Origin of the sequence: Nostoc sp., assembly GCF_036917555.1 — a bacterium.
GTDB lineage: Bacteria > Cyanobacteriota > Cyanobacteriia > Cyanobacteriales > Nostocaceae > Nostoc.
Genome location: NZ_JBALDD010000036.1, coordinates 37,762 through 54,794, shown reverse-complemented (window position 1 = coordinate 54,794; position 17,033 = coordinate 37,762). Strand labels below are relative to the sequence as shown.

Here is a 17,033-nt window from a genome sequence, read left to right as displayed (position 1 = left end):
TTCTTTAATTCTGGTGAATTTAGCATTTATCACTTTTGATAATTGGGGTTCCAAGCCAGGAATTTTTTTTCTAATCCTCTAGCAATAGCATCTGCTAATTTACCTAGTAGTGCATAGATTACAATACTCAAAACCACAACATCAGTTTGCATAAACTCACGGGCATTCATTGCCATATAACCAAGACCGGAATCTGCCGCGATCGTTTCTGCCACAATTAATGTCAACCACATAATCCCCAAGGAAAAACGGACACCAACGAGAATCGAAGACAAAGCTCCTGGAAAAATGATTTGCCACAGAAGTTGTGGTGTTTTTAATCCATAGACTTTTCCCATTTCAATCAGTCCAGGGTCAACACTGCGGATTCCATGAAATGTATTGAGATATAACGGAAAAAATACCCCCATAGATACTAGAAATAATCTGGCTTGATCGCCAATCCCAAACCAGAGAATCACTAGCGGAATTAATGCCAAATTAGGGATAGTACGGAGCATTTGCAGGGAACTATCCAATAACTTTTCTGCTACAGGGGAAAAGCCATTAAGTAATCCTAAACCGAACCCAATACTGCCACCAATTATAAAACCAGATATCGCCCGCCCAGCACTAATGCCTATATTTTGGAACAATTCTCCGGTGGAGGCTAGTTTTATGGCTGTAGCGATTACGCCACTAGGGGCTGGTAAAATTCTGGTTGAGAGTAAACCCGTTCTGGAAGCAAGTTCCCAAAGTACTAGAACTAAAACAGGCACAATCCAGGGAACTATTTTTTCGATTTGCGGGTTTTCTAACACCTCGCTTAGGGATATATGATTGTTGCTTTTGGTACTTTTAAAAGTAATAGTCATGGAATTTGGTATTTTAAATTGTTCCAAAGGATAGAATCTAGAAGCATCACCAACGTAATTCGTAATTTGCTATTTAGTTACGAATTACGAATTAGTCATGAGGCACTCGTTAGTTGTTTAGCAAATTTTTCATTGGCGACGATTTCACCAATGGGACTCAAAACTGGTGGCGTTAAAGGTGCAGATTCACTTTGCAAAGGTAGACGGGGAAATAATAATTCAGCGGTGCGATAGGCTTCTTCTAAATGGGGATATCCAGAGAAAACGAATGTTTCTATGCCCAAATTGTGATATTCCAGCATCCTAGCGGCAACGGTGTCAGGATCTCCAACTAAGGCCGTACCAGCACCACCCCGCACCAATCCAATTCCTGTCCACAGGTTAGGGCTAATCTCTAAGGCTTCTCGACTACCACTATGTAGTTGACTCATGCGCCGCTGCCCTTCAGAATCAGAATGAGCTAAGTCTTTCTGAGCTTTTGCGATCGCATCGTCATCGACATACTTAATTAGCTCATTGGCAGCATCCCAAGCAGATGACTCGGTTTCTCGCACAATTACATGTAAGCGAATCCCAAAACGGACTGTTCTACCTTGTTCAGCCGCCAATTTTCGGACTTCGGCAATCTTTTGGGCAACTTGTTGTGGAGGTTCACCCCAAGTCAGGTAAACATCTATATGTTTAGCAGCAACCCGCTTGGCAGCAGCAGATGAGCCACCAAACCACAAAGGCGGATAGGGTTTTTGAACTGGTGGGAATAAGAGCTTACCACCTTTAATATCCAGGTAGTTTCCTTTAAAATCGACTGTTTCTCCACTGACAATACCCCGCCAAACTCTGAGAAATTCATCGGTTAAATCATAGCGATCGTCATGATTAAGATGCAAGCCATCTCCAGCCAGCTGCACAGGATCTCCACCTGTCACTACATTAATTAACAATCTTCCTTTAGAAATCCGGTCAAATGTTGCTGCCATCCGTGCAGCAACACCTGGGGAAGTAATTCCTGGACGAATTGCCACCAGAAATTTCATCTGCTTAGTGACAGATATGAAAGCGGCGGCAGTTATCCAAGCATCTTCACAAGAACTCCCTGTGGGTAACAATGCGCCCGTGTAGCCTAAACTATCCACAGCTTGGGCAATTTGTTGTAAATAATCAGGTGTGACAACACGAGAGCCAATATCTGTGCCTAAATAGCGTCCGTCATGAGATCCAGTAGGAATAAACCAAAGAATTTGCATTTGTATCAAGCAGGGTACAAGGATATCTTATACGGTAGATCGATCAAATTGCCGTAGTTTATAGTCAGCATTTTACAGGAAATTATTTAAAACGCCAGTATAGATTAACGATTCATAAAGAAAACTGCCCACAAAATAGATGTTATTATGCACAATCCCGATAATCATGACACTTTTTTTGCAACAATGACTGTCGTGAAGAATACAAGTTTTGTGTCAATTACCCACATTGTTGCGACTTTGAAGTGTTCACTTCTGGTTTCATCGACACAAGCCTTGCTAGCTTGCACTTTCTAGGTCTGTGTTTGGATAAAGGTTATGATTGCTGATGACTGGACTCCTTTAATACATAACAGCAGTGTGGTAACACTACGAATTTATCAAAATTAATGTGTTGGAGTACTAGTTTCCAGAACCAAAGTTTTCAAGAATTAATTAAAGGGTAAGTTTAAGAAAGATGGGTTGGGTTACAAAAAAAGTAGGAGTATTCTGGTGTGGAATTTGAAAGCTGGTATCTTGCTACTCACACTGAGTTGCATCATTGCAACTGGTATAGCAGTATATCTTCTTGGCGGCATTGAACCAGCACAAATCCAAGCATTGCTGAAATCTTCTGGGATCTGGGCACCTATTATTTATATTGCTTTGTACGTTGTGGCAACTATGTTAGTTTTGCCCTCAACAGTGCTTAATTTGACTGGAGGTGCAATTTTTGGCCCTTGGCTGGGTACTGTCTGGACTAGTGTGGCAGCAGTCATTGCGGCAATAATTGCCTTTGTTTTTACTCGGACTATTGGACGCCAAACAGTTGCAAAACGATTAGCTGGACGTTGGCAAGCTATGGATGCTGAGGTGCGTCGTGGAGGGCTTTTCTATATGTTTGCCATCCGATTAGTACCGATCATGCCCTATGGTTTGGTCAACTTTGTCGCTGGACTAACTTCGATCGGTTTTAAAGATTATGTTCTTGGTACAACACTTGGTACTGTTCCTAGTGTCTTACCTTTTGTACTACTAGGTAGTTCTGGTCTGAAGGCAGTGAATACAGGCGATTTTTTGCCGCTAGTACTTGCATTAGGCTTAACTGGAACGCTGGTAGCAGGGTCTACTTGGTACCGCCATCGTCGGACTTTTCCCAAAAAAGCTGTAGAAAGTCTTAAAAAATCAGACTCTTCAGATAACATCAATCCGAAGAATAAATAAATTATGAGAATGAAACTTGAGTCTTGCTAGGTATACTGTGAACCAAACCTTTACGATCGCAAGCAGTTTGTTAGCTTGGCTGTTCAAAAATTAAACCATATTTCTAAATGCTACCAAAGTATTCATTCATTGTTCCAATTTATAACGAAGAAGAAATTATTCCAGAACTATACCGTAGACTGAGTGCAGTAATGAATCGGATGGATGGGCTTGTCGAATTAATTTTAATCAATGATGGTAGCCGCGATCGCTCTCTACAATTACTGCGAGACCTTCATCAAAAAGACCCACGCATCTGCTATCTGAGTTTTGCTCGTAACTTTGGTCATCAAATTGCAGTTACTGCTGGTCTCAATTTTGTCCGAGGTCAAGTTATCGTCATCCTTGATGCTGATCTACAAGATCCACCAGAACTAATTCCCGACATGGTTGAAAAATGGCGACAGGGCTATCAGGTCGTCTACGCTCAACGCACTCAACGCCTTAAAGAAGGATGGTTTAAGCGTTTTACTGCCTATTTCTTTTATCGCATCCTTAAGAAGCTGGCAGATGTAGAGATTCCTACTGATACTGGTGATTTTTGTCTAATAGATCGGCAGATTGTAGATATTCTCAATTCTATGCCAGAACGCACCCGCTATATTCGTGGTCTGCGTTCTTGGGTTGGCTTTCAGCAAACAGCAATTCGGTTTGAGCGCAACCCCCGCTTTGCTGGGGAAGTTAAATACACTTTTAGTAAATCCTTAGCCCTTGCTATCAATGGTCTAGTGTCCTTTTCAATAGTGCCACTGCGGTTATCAACTTACTTAGGGTTAGTAGCGGCGGCGGCAGCTATCTTCATGGCTTTATTAGTCTTGTATTGGCGTCTTTTTGTCCCCCATTCGCCTTTAACCGGGTTTACGATTATTTTGATGGCAATTTTCTTCCTCGGATCTGTGCAGTTAGTCAGTGTTGGCATCTTAGGCGAATATATAGGGCGTATCTACGAAGAAGTTAAAGCCAGGCCTCTCTATACTTTGGCAGAGGTAGGTGGTTTTTATCACAAATCCTCTAACTCAACGAGCAATTCCGACAAACTAGATAATTTAGAAGATCCTAAAAAGCCCTCACCCTAAATCCCTCTCCCAAGCTTGGGAGAGGGACTTTGAAATTGGCTCCCCTTCTCCAAATTTTGGAAGAAGGGGTTGGGGGATGAGAGCGAATTTTGCATTTGTACAAGAAGTCTATTCGTTTTTACTGACTAACTATAGCGGTTCTCGAATGGAAGCAATACACTTTGACCTCACTTCCATTCCTCTCTCCTAAAAGGCTACGGTGTATACACAAGTCTCAAATAGCTTACTCACCTGGTTTTTCGCGTCAGTTTTACCCTACCCTAACCCTCCCCGATGCATTGGGGAGGGAACAGGATTTTTTATTTCCCCCTTTAGAAGGGGGGATTAAGGGGGGTAATTTGACTTGTGTATACACGGTAGCTCCTAAAAGGAGAGAGGCTTTGAATCTTGCTCCCCTTCCCTGCAAGGGAAGGGGCTGGGGGTTAAGTCTGTATTGGACTCAAGCAAGAAGCGCTATATTTCCGGCGATGTCTACGACGGGCTACGCCTACGCAGTTGCTGGAATTGACTTAACCAAGAATTTTGACATATTTTCGCCTTATGGAAAAATACTAGGTCTTGCATTGTACCAAGCTCTATGCAAAGATAATTCTACTAAAGTACGGTAAGTCGATAGAACTATCGTAATTAAATAGTGATTGATGCTGTCAAAATATAGCTGATTACAAAATAGTGTTTTCAACTAATGTTAATTGGCAAACAATCACTTGCATCCAAATCAAGCTTTAGTCAATGTCATTAGCCATTGATGAACTTTGTACAGCATAACCCAAAAAAACGGCATTAAGATGTCTCAGAAGTATCAGTTTACATAGCGTGTGGTTGAGTTTCCCTTAAAAGAATAGAAGTCTTTACTAAGGCAGTAAGTGTCTCATTCAAGACGTCACTAGGATTCTTTCAAGCGTCAGAACTCTAGTTTTCTGCGAATTTTGGATTGTACATTCAACGACTTAGTACTGAATTCGATATTTATTAGATGCTTGTGCTTTGATTAGTAGCAAAACCTTTGCTAAATCTGTGTTCTAAGCGGTTATAAAAAAATTAGAGCAAGGATTTTTAACGGTTTTTCTGTCTAATTGAGAGCTAATTTATTCATCTTTAAGGTTGAGGAGTTAAGGAGTCATGTCAAATTTTCGCTGGAATTATAGATCCATAGTGTTTCTACTTTCGTTGCTAGATATTCTAGCTATCCTAGTTTTTTATCCAGCCAAAAGTCAGGCTGAACTACCTAAATCTGATGTATCTACTATTGAAGTAGAAGAGAACAAAGCTCCAGAAACAGTTGTCAATCAAACAGTAAATACTTCAATTCCACCAGCCACTGGTAAAAAAGCTCCAAACGAGCTTCAAGATCGAGTGACACCTTTCTCGCAATTGTTGCAAGCTACACCGCCAACTAACCAAAAAGCCCCAAAGAATGGAGCAGGGCAAGTTACATCTGTCTCACAACTATCAGATATTAAGCCGACAGACTGGGCATTTCAAGCATTACAGTCTCTAGTTGAGCGCTATGGTGTAATTGCAGGATATACAGATGGTACATTTAAAGGTGATCGCTCTCTAACGCGCTATGAATTTGCAGCTGGGTTGAATGCAGCTTTAGATCGCCTCAATGAACTAATAGCGACTTCAACAACAGATTTAGTCAAACGCGAAGACTTAGATACCATCAAAAAACTACAAGAACAATTTTCTCCAGAACTCGCTCAACTTCGGGGACGCGTAGATAGCTTGGAAGTACGAAATGCGAAGTTAGAATCAACTCAGTTTACGACCACAACCAAACTTATAGCTCGATCTCAGATTGTCCTTGGCGAACTTATAGCAGGCAATAACGTCGTCACTAAGAGACCAGCACCTCACAATGTCACACTTCAAGGCTCAACTTCTTTACGGTTAAACACCAGTTTTAACGGTAAAGATTCACTAGGGATAACAATAGGAGGTGGAAATATTGAATCATTGGGACAAGCACCACCTACTCCGCTAAATCCAACAGGTGGATTATTGGGAACTTATGAGGGGAGAACTGCTGATAACTCCAGTATTACTTTTCCACGCAATACTATTATTCTCAGTGGTGTTCGCTATCGGTTTCTACCTTTTCCAAATACTCAAGTCAACATTTATCCCTTGTCTGACGGAGCTAGTGAGATAGGTCTTTCTGGTCCGGTTAACCCATATTTTGAATCGTCTTCTGTGACTGGTGCTAATGGGATTTCACGATTTTCACGGCGGTCTTTGGTCTATAACTATGGAGATAGCGGCCCCGGAATTGCCATACTCCAGGGATTAGGCAAACAGGTTCAATTCGGGATAGCGTACAGCGCACCAAACGGTGGTAATCCCACACCTAATAACGGCTTATTTACAGGCAGATATTTAGCTTTAGCACAGTTAATATACTACTCCGGTAATCGGAATTTTCGGGTAGCTGCAACTTACGTTAATACCTATAGTCCACCAAATACCATAGGTTTTAGCGGAACAAATTTCGGCCCAGCAGTCGGGAGTAACCTGGTAAACAGCACCGTGCCTGGAGTAGCAACTCTAGGCAACCTTTATGGCCTACAGGCGTTCTATCAAGTTAGTCCCAAGTTGGCAATCAATGCGTGGGTAAGTTATGGGGTACACCGTTATTTAGGACGCGGAGATGCTGAAGCTATGGATTGGGCCGTAGGACTGGCATTCCCGGATCTTTTTAGTGAAGGTGCTTTAGGGGGGGTTTTAGTTGGTATGGAACCAAAACTCACCAGTCTTAGTAATAATGTAAATTTGGGAAAAGGTCTAGGACAAGCTGACAGAGATACTTCTCTGCACGTTGAGGCATTCTACCAATATAAAATCGGAGATCATATTGAGGTTACGCCAGGTGTGATCTGGATTACTGCACCTGATTCGGATGCCAGCAATCCTGATAGTTTATTTGCTTGGATTCGTACTGTCTTTAGGTTTTAACCGAATGGCACTCCCCGGACTGAATAAAAATTTTTACATTTGTTTAATTAAAAGTCCGGGGATTCTTGAGTCTTAAGGGAGCGATCGCCCTTAACCCACGAAGAGACACGTTAGCGCCGCAAGACAAAGCCTAATCAAATTTTGCGTCTCTACTATCTAGACAATACCGATTAGAAAAATTTATCAAACTACGGTACACTTATCGAAATTAAGTATTTTATGAACGAAAATTGGAAAATCACATAAAAGACGGTAAAAAGCAAGTTATTCAGAAAAATAACTCCGTTGATTTTACATAAATTTACGTTTGAAGTTGTTTGGTAAAATACTTGCTTTTTATCGAAAACTGTGAAAGACTCTATTATACTATAAACTACGGTTTGTCGATAAAGATAAAGTACTTAAATAGTATCAAGCTAGTGAGAACCAGTATTAAGGGATTCACAATTTCTGGATTTTTAAATATTTATTTTGCAGCATGGATGGGGTGAAGACTTGATGCTTAAAACTTTATAGATGGGGGGAAATGGTAGATGCTGAAGACGTTAACAAACGATTTTGAACTCGACTTAGAAGCAGATGTGCTTGTAATTGGAGGTGGGCCAGCTGGAACTTGGGCAGCTTGGAGTGCTGCATCAAGTGGAGCTAGAGTTGTCCTGGTAGACAAAGGATACTGTGGTACGACTGGATGCGCTGCTGCATCTGGTAATGGTGTGTGGTATGTGCCACCAGATCCAGAAGCACGGGAAACAGCAAAGGCGAGTCGGGAATCGTTGGGTGGGTTTTTAGCTGATCGCAACTGGATGGATCGGGTACTGAATCAGACTTATATAAACGTCAATCAGTTAGCAGAGTGGGGTTATCCCTTTCCCACCGACGATGAAGGCAAACCCTACCGGCGATCGCTGCAAGGGCCGGAGTATATGCGGCTGATGCGGCGGCAAATTCAACGTGCTGGAGTCAAGATTTTAGACAACAGCCCCGCCTTAGAATTACTGGTAGATGACGATGGTGCTGTTGCTGGTGCAACAGGTGTAAACCGTCAGACTGGTGAAAAATGGATAGTGCGATCGCAGTCCACAATTATCGCAACAGGTGGCTGTGCGTTTCTCAGTAAAGCGTTAGGATGCAACGTCCTGACAGGGGATGGTTACTTAATGGCGGCAGAAGCAGGAGCCGAGATGTCGGGTATGGAATTTTCCAACGCTTATGGCATCTCCCCCGCCTTTTCTTCAGTTACCAAAACCCTGTTTTATAATTGGGCAACCTTTACCTACGAAGACGGTACTGTGATTCCGGGGGCAAGTTCTCATAGACGTTCAGTAATTGCTCAGACATTGCTGCAACAGCCAGTTTACGCCATTATAGACAAAGCGGCAGAATCAATGCGGGCATCTATGCGTTTAGCACAGCCCAACTTCTTTTTACCCTTTGATCGTGCAGGTATTGATCCATTTACCAAACGTTTCCCTGTCACCCTGCGCCTAGAGGGAACTGTGCGCGGTACGGGAGGAATTCGGATTGTAGATGAGAGTTGTGCCAGTTCTGTACGCGGACTCTACGCTGCTGGAGATGCCGCTACACGAGAACTGATTTGTGGCGGATTTACTGGCGGTGGTAGCCATAACGCAGCTTGGGCAATATCTTCTGGCTATTGGTCGGGGAAATCGGCTGCTGAATATAGACGTAGTTTGGGAGAACATAAAACTCAACGACAAGTTAAGGCTGTTGGAGAGGTAGGATTACAGAGTGGGAGCGATCGCTCTCAAACCTTGGCAACTGATGAAATTATTCAAGCAGTCCAAGCCGAAGTATTCCCTTACGAAAAAAACTATTTCCGTACAGAACAAGGCTTAACTGAGTCTTTGAGTAAGTTAAATCATCTTTGGCAAGAACTCCGCAGTAGCCAGGTAAAATCAGATAAAGAGCTAATCCGGGCGCGAGAAGCTGCGGCAATGGTAGCCACAGCGCGATGGATGTACAGCAGTGCCATTGAACGTAAAGAAACTCGTGGTATGCACAAACATCAAGACTATCCAGAACAAGATGCTAACCAGCAACATCACTTGATTAGTGGCGGATTAGACCAGGTTTGGGTGAAGAGTCAGCCGCTAAGTACAGAAAAGCCTTTATCTAAAATAGGAGCAGCAGTGTGATTGAGTTGGTCAGCGAATCGCGGTGCATAAAATGTAATATCTGCGTGAATATTTGTCCAACCAACGTGTTTGACCGTGTACCTAATGCGCCGCCAACCATTGCTCGACAGAGTGACTGCCAAACCTGTTATATGTGCGAATTGTATTGTCCAGTTGATGCTCTTTATGTGGCACCAGAAAGCGATGTGACGACTTCAGTCAACGAGGCAGAATTGGCAGAAGTTGGGCTACTGGGTAGTTATCGGGAAAACATCGGTTGGGGATACAAACGTACATCAACAGCAAAAGCCGATGAAACATTCCAAATTTTGAAGCAGATGAAATAGTAATGCAATGTGCAACTTATCCTTAGAACCCCACTTCCATTCCTCTCCCCCACAGGGAGAGAGGCTTTGATTCTTGCTCCCCTTCCCTTCTAGGGAAGGGGTTGGGGGTTAGGTTGGAGAGAAAGTTGCACACGGCGTATAGTACGGCGGAGAAAAAAGTCATGCTGTCGTTTTCAGTAGTAACAGGTTCTATCAGTAAAAATAAACTTACTTGCAGATTATCAACCTCAGTGGCTTGTGTTCTACTGCTACTAACTACAGCATGTAGCCAAGGCGAAACTAAATCTGCTCAATCTATTGAGGCTGTTAATGTCAATAACGCTGTTGCTGCATCCAATAACATTGCTACCCTACGAATAGGTTATGTAGGTAGTTCAGAACCGACAGGACCACTTGGTTGGGCAAAGAAAAAGGGAATTTTAGATCGTCAGTTGCAAAAAGCGGGATTTAAAAATATTACTTTTGCAAGGTTTCCTAACGGGCCGGATCTAAATGAGGCGCTTGTTGCAGGGCAATTAGATGTTGGCTCTTTAGGCGATACACCAGCCATAGTTTTGAGAGCAAGGGGTCAGGAAACACGACTGCTGCGGATTACTCAATTTAATACAACCGCCTGGTTAGTGGCGAAAAAGAATGGGCCGCGATCGCTTGCTGAACTTAAGGGTCAGAAAATAGCTACCCAAAAAGGTTCTTATATGCATCGATACCTACTGGGTCTATTAGCTGAAGCTAAAATTGCCAAGGATGTAAAAGTTGTTCACTTAATGACTACTGAGGCAAAAGCGGCTTTAGAACGTGGTGATGTAGCAGCTTATGCAACCTCAAGCGATTTGGGGCCTTATTTGAAATCACAAGGGTTTCCAGTGATTGATTCTTCGGCGAATCATAAAGGTCTGTCAGGGACATCATTAGTTGTCGCAACCGAAAGCTTTCTGGCTAAACAGCCTGATTTTCCCCAAAAATTTAATGCAATTCTCACAGAAGCAGCCAAGGATTTAAAAGCTAATTCTGAAGAATATTATCAGTACCACGCCCAAACTACTAAATATCCCATTGAGATCATCAAAGTATCGTTACCACTTAAACAGATATCAGAAGAACCATTACCAGTCGAAGGTGTGAAACTTTTAGAGGGAACAAAGAAATTTTTAGTCTCGCAGGGTTTAGCAAAGTCGGACTTTAAATTAACAGATTGGGTTGTGAACAAACAACAGCGTTAATTTCTATCAGCGATTCCAAATGCGGCAGTAGAAGAAGCAAAGAGAGCAGAGGAGGTAGGAATCAGTAACTTTTCTGAGCAAGAAAAACAAATTTTTGTAATTAAGTCTTTCAAAGGTGCAACTTCCAGGCTCAAAAGCTCAACTTCCAGGTTCAAAGGTGCAACTTCTAAGCTCAGAGGCTCAACTTCCAAGCTCAAAGGCTCAACTTCCAAGCTCAAAGGCTCAACTTCCAGGTTCAAAGGCTCAACTTTCAAGCTCAAAGGCTCAACTTCCAGGTTCAAAGGCTCAACTTTCAAGCTCAAAGGCTCAACTTCCAGGTTCAAAGGTGCAACTTCCAGGCTCAAAGGCTCAACTTCCAAGCTCAGAGGCTCAACTTCCAGGTTCAAAGGCTTTCTGCATCCCTCCTAGCTCCTGCCTCTTGACCAATCTATTTGAAAATTCAGGTAAAATGCTATGACTATTGCACTAGATCGTCCACAAAAAACTAAGTCGGCTCAAATTCGGGAAAAACTGGGTTATCCGATCATTGACACTGATGTACATACCCAAGAATTTCCCCCAGCATTCTTGGATTATTTAGAGCAAGTTGCTGGAACTGCGATCGCCAAACGTTTTCAAGAACACTTACCCGGTGCATCTCGCTCTAAATGGTTTAAGCAATCTTGGGATGAACGCCGCACTTACCGCACCGCCCGCCCTCCCTTCTGGACTCGTCCCACCAATGATCCCCTAAATTTAGCCACCGTTAGTTTGCCAAAGTTGCTGCACGAACGCTTGCAAGAAGCAGGTACAGACTTTGCCGTTGTCTACCCCAACTTGGCAACGATGGCACCACACATTGGTAATGAAGAAATGCGGCGGGCTGTTTGTCGTGCAGCTAACACTTACCACGCTGATATTTTTCGCCCTTATAGCGATCGCTTAACACCCATTGCTGCCATTCCCATGCATACGCCCGAAGAGGCGATCGCAGAATTGGAATATGCGGTGAAAGTGCTGGGACTCAAAGCAATTCAAATCCCCGGACATATCCGCCGCCCGATTCCCGCCTTCGAGAAGTATGGCGAAGAAGTAGCCAACGAAGCCATTTGGATTGACACCTTTGGCTTGGATAGTAAATATGATTACGATCCCTTCTGGGCAAAGTGCGTAGAACTTAAAGTTGTACCCACCACCCACTCTTCCGGTATGGGCTGGATCAATCGGCGTTCCATTAGCAATTACCAATACAACCATATTGGTCACTTTGCATCGGCTGGGGAAGCATTATGTAAATCTTTATTCTTTGGTGGTGTAACTCACCGCTTCCCTACACTCAAGTTTGCCTTCTTAGAAGGAGGTGCAGCTTGGGGTGCTAGTTTGTACACCGATTTGATTTGGCATTGGGATACCCGCAATAAAGACCATTTGGTGGAAAATAACAATCCCGCCAATGTTAATTATGAAGAACTGCTAGAACTCTATACCCGTTATGGTGGTGAACTAGTACATGGTCGTTTGGATCAACTAGGTAGCGGTCTAGGTTTCCACGCTGACTTAGTATCTCCCCTAGAGCCAGGTGATTTGGATGAATTTGCTGTTGCAGGAGTTACCAAGCCAGAGGATATCCGCGATCGCTTCTTGAATCACTTCTACTTCGGTACAGAATCAGATGATACCCGTGTAGCTCAAGCTTTTAACCGGAAAGCTAATCCTTATGGCGACCGTGTTAAAGCCTTCTTGGGTTCTGATTCTGGTCACTGGGATGTACCTGATATTACTGCGATCGCAGCTAATACCTATTCAATGGTAGAACGCAAGATTATCACCGAAGAAGATTTGCAATATTTCCTGTCAATTCATCCCTTGGAGTTATACACCAGCCTGAATCGTGACTTCTTCAAAGGTACGGCTGTCGAGAAAACAGCAGATGAATTTTTGGCTGCGAAAGGGATTAGGGAGTAGACAATACGGTTCGGTTTAAGAGACGCGACAAATCGCCGTCTCTACAAAGGATTGATTCTTGTAAAGACGGCGATTTATCGCGTCTTTGCCAATGCCTATGAACATTTGATGAGGGTAAATTATCATGACGATCGCTCTAGACCGCCCACAAAAAACCAGGTCTGCTCAAATTCGGGAAAAACTTGGTTATCCAATCATTGACACCGATGTACATACCCAAGAATTTGAACCAGCAGTTTTGGATTATTTAGAGCAAATTGGTGGAACTGCGCTTGTCGAACGTTTCAAAGAAAATTTACCAGGATCTTCCCGCTTTAAGTGGTATAAACAAACTTGGGAAGAACGTTTTGCTTATCGCAGCAATCGCCCTAACTGGTGGGGTCGTCCCACAAAAAATACTTTGAATTTGGCAACCATTAGCTTACCCAAGTTGCTGCATGAGCGCTTGCAAGAAGCAGGTACAGACTTTGCCGTTGTCTACCCCAACTTGGCAACAATGGCTCCGAATATTGGCAACCAAGAAATGCGGCGGGCTGTTTGTCGGGCAGTTAACACCTATCATGCTGATATTTTCCGCCCTTATAGCGATCGCCTCACACCCATCGCCGCCATTCCCCTGCACACTCCCGAAGAAGGGATTGAAGAGTTGGAATATGCAGTGAATGTTCTGGGACTCAAAGCAATTCAAATCCCTGGTTACGTCCGTCGTCCAATTCCTGCCTTTGAAAAATACGGCAAAGAAGTCGCTAACGAAGTGGTTTGGATTGATAACTTTGGCTTAGATAGTGAGTATGATTACGATCCATTCTGGGCTAAGTGCGTAGAACTGAAAGTTGTACCGACAACTCACGCTTCTAGCCAAGGTTGGACAACTCAGCGTTCTGTCACCAACGCCCAGTACAATCACATTAATCACTTTGCCTTTGCAGCAGAAGCTTTATGCAAATCGCTGTTCTTTGGTGGAGTTACCCGCCGCTTCCCGCAATTAAAGTTTGCCTTCTTAGAAGGTGGTTCAGCTTGGGGTGCTAGTTTATACGCCGATATTATTTGGCATTGGGAAACGCGCAACAAACAACATTTGTTGTCAAATAACAATCCTGCGATTATCGATAAGGAAGCATTAGTAGAGTTGTACACCCGCTACGGTGGCGAACTGGTAGATGGGCGCTTAGATAAAATTGGTGACGGTTTAGGATTCCACCATCAACTATTGGCTCCAGAAGATCCAGGCGAACTCGACGAATTTGAACTAGCAGGAATAGAGAAGGCAGAAGATGTGCGCGATCGCTTCTTAAATCATTTCTACTTCGGTACAGAATCAGACGATACCCGTGTATCTCAAGCCTTTAATCGTGCAGCTAATCCCTTTGGTGACCGAGTTAAAGCCTTCTTAGGTTCAGATTCCGGTCACTGGGATGTGCCTGATATCACCGCCGTTACTGCCAACGCCTACTCAATGGCAGAACACGAAATCATTACCGAAGAAGACCTCCGCTACTTCCTCTCAATCCATCCCTTGGAGTTGTATACCAGTCTCAATCAAGACTTCTTCAAGGGTACAAGTGTTGAGAAAGCCGCAAACGAATATCTGTCATTAGTCATTAGTGATTAATCATTGGTCATTTGCAAAGGACAAATGACTAATCATTAATGACAATTTTTTACAACGTTCCATGTTCCATTTCCTCTGTTCACTTGTAGCGTGGGCCTTGCCCACTCTACATTTCTCCTAAATTCTGCGTCTGATTGCTACCTACTGCTGAAACAATACCAAGGATGATTTGATTATGGTGCTAGATATCACAAAACCAAAGGACTACATTGACCTAGCAACTTCTTTGTCCAAGGAACTTGCTCAATCCGCAGTTGAAAGGGATGCCCAAGCCGGAGTTCCAGAAGAGGAAATTAATAAACTGCGTGAGAGTGGACTGTTACCACTGATTGTACCTAAGCAATATGGTGGAATTGGTGCAACTTGGATTGATGCCTTAAAAGTTGTTAGAAAACTGTCAAAAGCAGATGGTTCAATTGGTCAATTGTACGGTAATCATCTCAACTTGACGGCTTTGGGTCACGTTTCCGGAACGCCAGCCCAAAAGGAAAAATATTATAGAGAAACTGCTAAAAATAACTTATTTTGGGCAAATGCAATTAATACAAAGGATACTAGGCTGAAAATTAACCCAGAAGGTGAGAATTTTCGGGTTAATGGTGTTAAAAGCTTTGGTACAGGTATTTCTGTTGCAGATTACCGGGTATTCTCCGCTTTAGAAGATGGCGTAGAATTGCCCTTCATATTCATAATTCCCAAAGACAGGGAAGGGTTAGTTTCCAATCAAGATTGGGATAATATTGGGCAACGTCGCACAGATAGCGGCAGTTATACATTTAATAATGTCTTAGTAGAGAAAGATGAGATTTTGGGGCCACCAAATCCCCATGATAGTGCCTTCTCAACTTTTCTTGGTATTATTGCCCAGCTAACAAAAACCAACGTTTTTCTGGGAATTACTAAAGGAGCCTTCGCCGCTGCTCGTGAGTACACTAAAACTACTACTAAACCGTGGATTACATCAGGTGTAGATAGTGCTACTCAAGACCCATATATTCTGCATCATTACGGTGACTTTTGGATTGAAATCCAAGCTGCGATCGCTCTAGCCGACCAAGCAGCCGAGAAGGTGCAAGCAGCATGGGAAAAGGATGCAGAACTGACTCATCAAGAGAGAGGAGAAGTTGCGATCGCAGTTTCTGCGTCCAAGGCATTAGCTACCCGTGTAGGTATAGATATTACCAACCGCATCTTTGAAGTTACCGGAACTCGCGCCACAGCAACCAAATATGGATTTGACCGTTATTGGCGGGATTTACGAACCTTTACTCTCCACGATCCTGTGGACTACAAATTGCGTGCGATCGGCGATTGGGTACTCAACGATCAACTACCTGTCATCACACAATATTCTTAAAGCATTGGTTATTTCTCTCTCCACCTTTATCCCCAAAGAAGCGATGAATCGCGTCTCTACTCACCAATCTAAAATCCAAAATTGATATGACTCAACTCAAAACACTTCCTACCTACGACCCAAGTTTATTTGAGGGAGCTGCTGAAGGCTATGCTCAATATAGAACCAAATACCCACCTGTTGTATTCGACAAACTAGCGGAAATATTTAATCTCAATGGTCAAGGACGACTCCTTGATTTAGGTACTGGCCCAGGATTAATTTCAATTCCTCTGCGAACCAGATTTGAGGAAGTTGTGGCGATCGATCCCGATCCAGAAATGATTGCAGAAGCCAAACGGCAAGCAGCAGCAGTCGGAGCAAATAATATTACTTGGTTAGAACAAGGAGCAGAGTTAATCGACTCTAGTTTAGGGACATTTAAGTTAGCCACTATTGGTAGAGCGTTTCACTGGATGGAACGCGAACTAGTGCTTAAACGCCTTGATGAATTGCTTACTGATGATGGTGGGTTAGCACTGCTTCAGACTAATGATAATCCTTGGGAAAGCAATTTACCTTGGAAACAAGCTGCTGTTGGAGTAGTAAAGAAATGGTTAGGTGAAGAACGCCGAACTGGACAACGAGGACAAGGGACTCGTAAGCCAGTCGATCCTCCCCATGAAGTTGTAATTGCCAATTCGGCTTTTGTTCGTCAAGAAACCTATGAAGTGCCATTTGAAAAATCTTGGACTGTCGATAGCTATCTTGGCTACTTATACACTACAGCCTTCTCTCTGAAAATTTTCTATGGCGATAACGCCCCAGCATTTGAAAAGGATCTAAGAGTTGCGCTACTAGCAGTTGAACCGTCTGGACATTTTACAGAAGAACTCAAATCTACAATCTTAGTCGCTTGGAAGCACTAGCAAAATTGAACACGAACAAGACAGAGTTTCACTCCCAAGTTTCAATCTTCCACTAGTACGACCCTGGAGTGGTATCTTCTCACTCCACTTACTAAATTTTCCCTTCTAACTATTAAATTTTCAGTTCCTCAAGTCG

The 17,033-nt window shown here is 43.1% G+C and carries 14 protein-coding genes; 11 read left to right on the top strand and 3 right to left on the bottom strand.

Annotation, left to right across the window (positions count from 1 at the left end; all coding sequences use genetic code 11):
* Nucleotides 1-29: 29 nt before the first annotated feature.
* Together V7K60_RS14920 and ssuD are read right to left on the bottom strand one after the other, a co-directional pair.
* Complete coding sequence (locus tag V7K60_RS14920; RefSeq protein WP_334926655.1) at nucleotides 30-854, bottom strand: ABC transporter permease subunit; 825 nt, start codon at nucleotides 852-854, stop codon at nucleotides 30-32.
* Nucleotides 855-949: 95 nt separating this feature from the next.
* Entirely contained in the window at nucleotides 950-2,098 is a 1,149-nt protein-coding gene (ssuD, locus tag V7K60_RS14915) for an FMNH2-dependent alkanesulfonate monooxygenase (protein ID WP_334926654.1), read from the bottom strand.
* A gap of 492 nt (nucleotides 2,099-2,590) precedes the next feature.
* On the opposite strand from ssuD, the gene V7K60_RS14910 reads away from it, so the two are divergent.
* From V7K60_RS14910 to V7K60_RS14880, 7 genes are all read left to right on the top strand, one after another.
* The gene (locus V7K60_RS14910; RefSeq protein WP_334926653.1) at nucleotides 2,591-3,301 is read left to right on the top strand and encodes a TVP38/TMEM64 family protein; all 711 of its coding nucleotides are present in this window, start codon (nucleotides 2,591-2,593) and stop codon (nucleotides 3,299-3,301) included.
* A 107-nt stretch (nucleotides 3,302-3,408) separates the two neighbouring features.
* The gene (locus V7K60_RS14905; RefSeq protein ID WP_334926652.1) at nucleotides 3,409-4,416 is read left to right on the top strand and encodes a glycosyltransferase family 2 protein; all 1,008 of its coding nucleotides are present in this window, start codon (nucleotides 3,409-3,411) and stop codon (nucleotides 4,414-4,416) included.
* Nucleotides 4,417-4,796: 380 nt separating this feature from the next.
* A complete protein-coding gene (locus V7K60_RS14900; protein ID WP_334926651.1) occupies nucleotides 4,797-5,024 on the top strand; it encodes a hypothetical protein in 228 nt (75 codons plus the stop codon).
* Nucleotides 5,025-5,538: 514 nt separating this feature from the next.
* Nucleotides 5,539-7,374 carry an iron uptake porin gene (locus tag V7K60_RS14895; RefSeq protein WP_334926650.1) on the top strand — a complete coding sequence of 612 codons (1,836 nt, stop codon included), beginning with the start codon at nucleotides 5,539-5,541 and terminating at the stop codon, nucleotides 7,372-7,374.
* 533 nt (nucleotides 7,375-7,907) lie between these two features.
* The gene (locus tag V7K60_RS14890; RefSeq protein ID WP_334926649.1) at nucleotides 7,908-9,530 is read left to right on the top strand and encodes an FAD-binding protein; all 1,623 of its coding nucleotides are present in this window, start codon (nucleotides 7,908-7,910) and stop codon (nucleotides 9,528-9,530) included.
* On the top strand, nucleotides 9,527-9,856 hold the full coding sequence (locus tag V7K60_RS14885; protein ID WP_334926648.1) for a ferredoxin family protein: 330 nt from the start codon (nucleotides 9,527-9,529) through the stop codon (nucleotides 9,854-9,856). Before V7K60_RS14890 ends, V7K60_RS14885 begins: the two co-directional genes overlap by 4 nt.
* Nucleotides 9,857-10,017: 161 nt before the next feature.
* A complete protein-coding gene (locus V7K60_RS14880) occupies nucleotides 10,018-11,076 on the top strand; it encodes an ABC transporter substrate-binding protein (protein ID WP_334926647.1) in 1,059 nt (352 codons plus the stop codon).
* On the opposite strand, the gene V7K60_RS14875 is transcribed toward V7K60_RS14880, so the two are convergent.
* The gene (locus V7K60_RS14875) at nucleotides 11,073-11,462 is read right to left on the bottom strand and encodes a hypothetical protein (protein ID WP_334926646.1); all 390 of its coding nucleotides are present in this window, start codon (nucleotides 11,460-11,462) and stop codon (nucleotides 11,073-11,075) included. The two genes, V7K60_RS14880 and V7K60_RS14875, sit on opposite strands and share 4 nt — an antisense overlap.
* A 67-nt stretch (nucleotides 11,463-11,529) precedes the next feature.
* Between V7K60_RS14875 and V7K60_RS14870 the strand changes: the two genes are divergently transcribed.
* From V7K60_RS14870 to V7K60_RS14855, 4 genes are all read left to right on the top strand, one after another.
* The gene (locus V7K60_RS14870) at nucleotides 11,530-13,020 is read left to right on the top strand and encodes an amidohydrolase family protein (RefSeq protein WP_334926645.1); all 1,491 of its coding nucleotides are present in this window, start codon (nucleotides 11,530-11,532) and stop codon (nucleotides 13,018-13,020) included.
* A gap of 124 nt (nucleotides 13,021-13,144) precedes the next feature.
* Complete coding sequence (locus V7K60_RS14865; RefSeq protein ID WP_334926644.1) at nucleotides 13,145-14,632, top strand: amidohydrolase family protein; 1,488 nt, start codon at nucleotides 13,145-13,147, stop codon at nucleotides 14,630-14,632.
* A gap of 175 nt (nucleotides 14,633-14,807) precedes the next feature.
* Nucleotides 14,808-15,989 (top strand): acyl-CoA dehydrogenase family protein, encoded by a 1,182-nt coding sequence (locus V7K60_RS14860; protein ID WP_334926643.1) that lies wholly within the window; start codon nucleotides 14,808-14,810, stop codon nucleotides 15,987-15,989.
* Between the two features lie 86 nt (nucleotides 15,990-16,075).
* Nucleotides 16,076-16,897, top strand: a complete 822-nt coding sequence (locus tag V7K60_RS14855; RefSeq protein ID WP_334926642.1) for a class I SAM-dependent methyltransferase — start codon at nucleotides 16,076-16,078, stop codon at nucleotides 16,895-16,897.
* Nucleotides 16,898-17,033 lie beyond the last annotated feature (136 nt).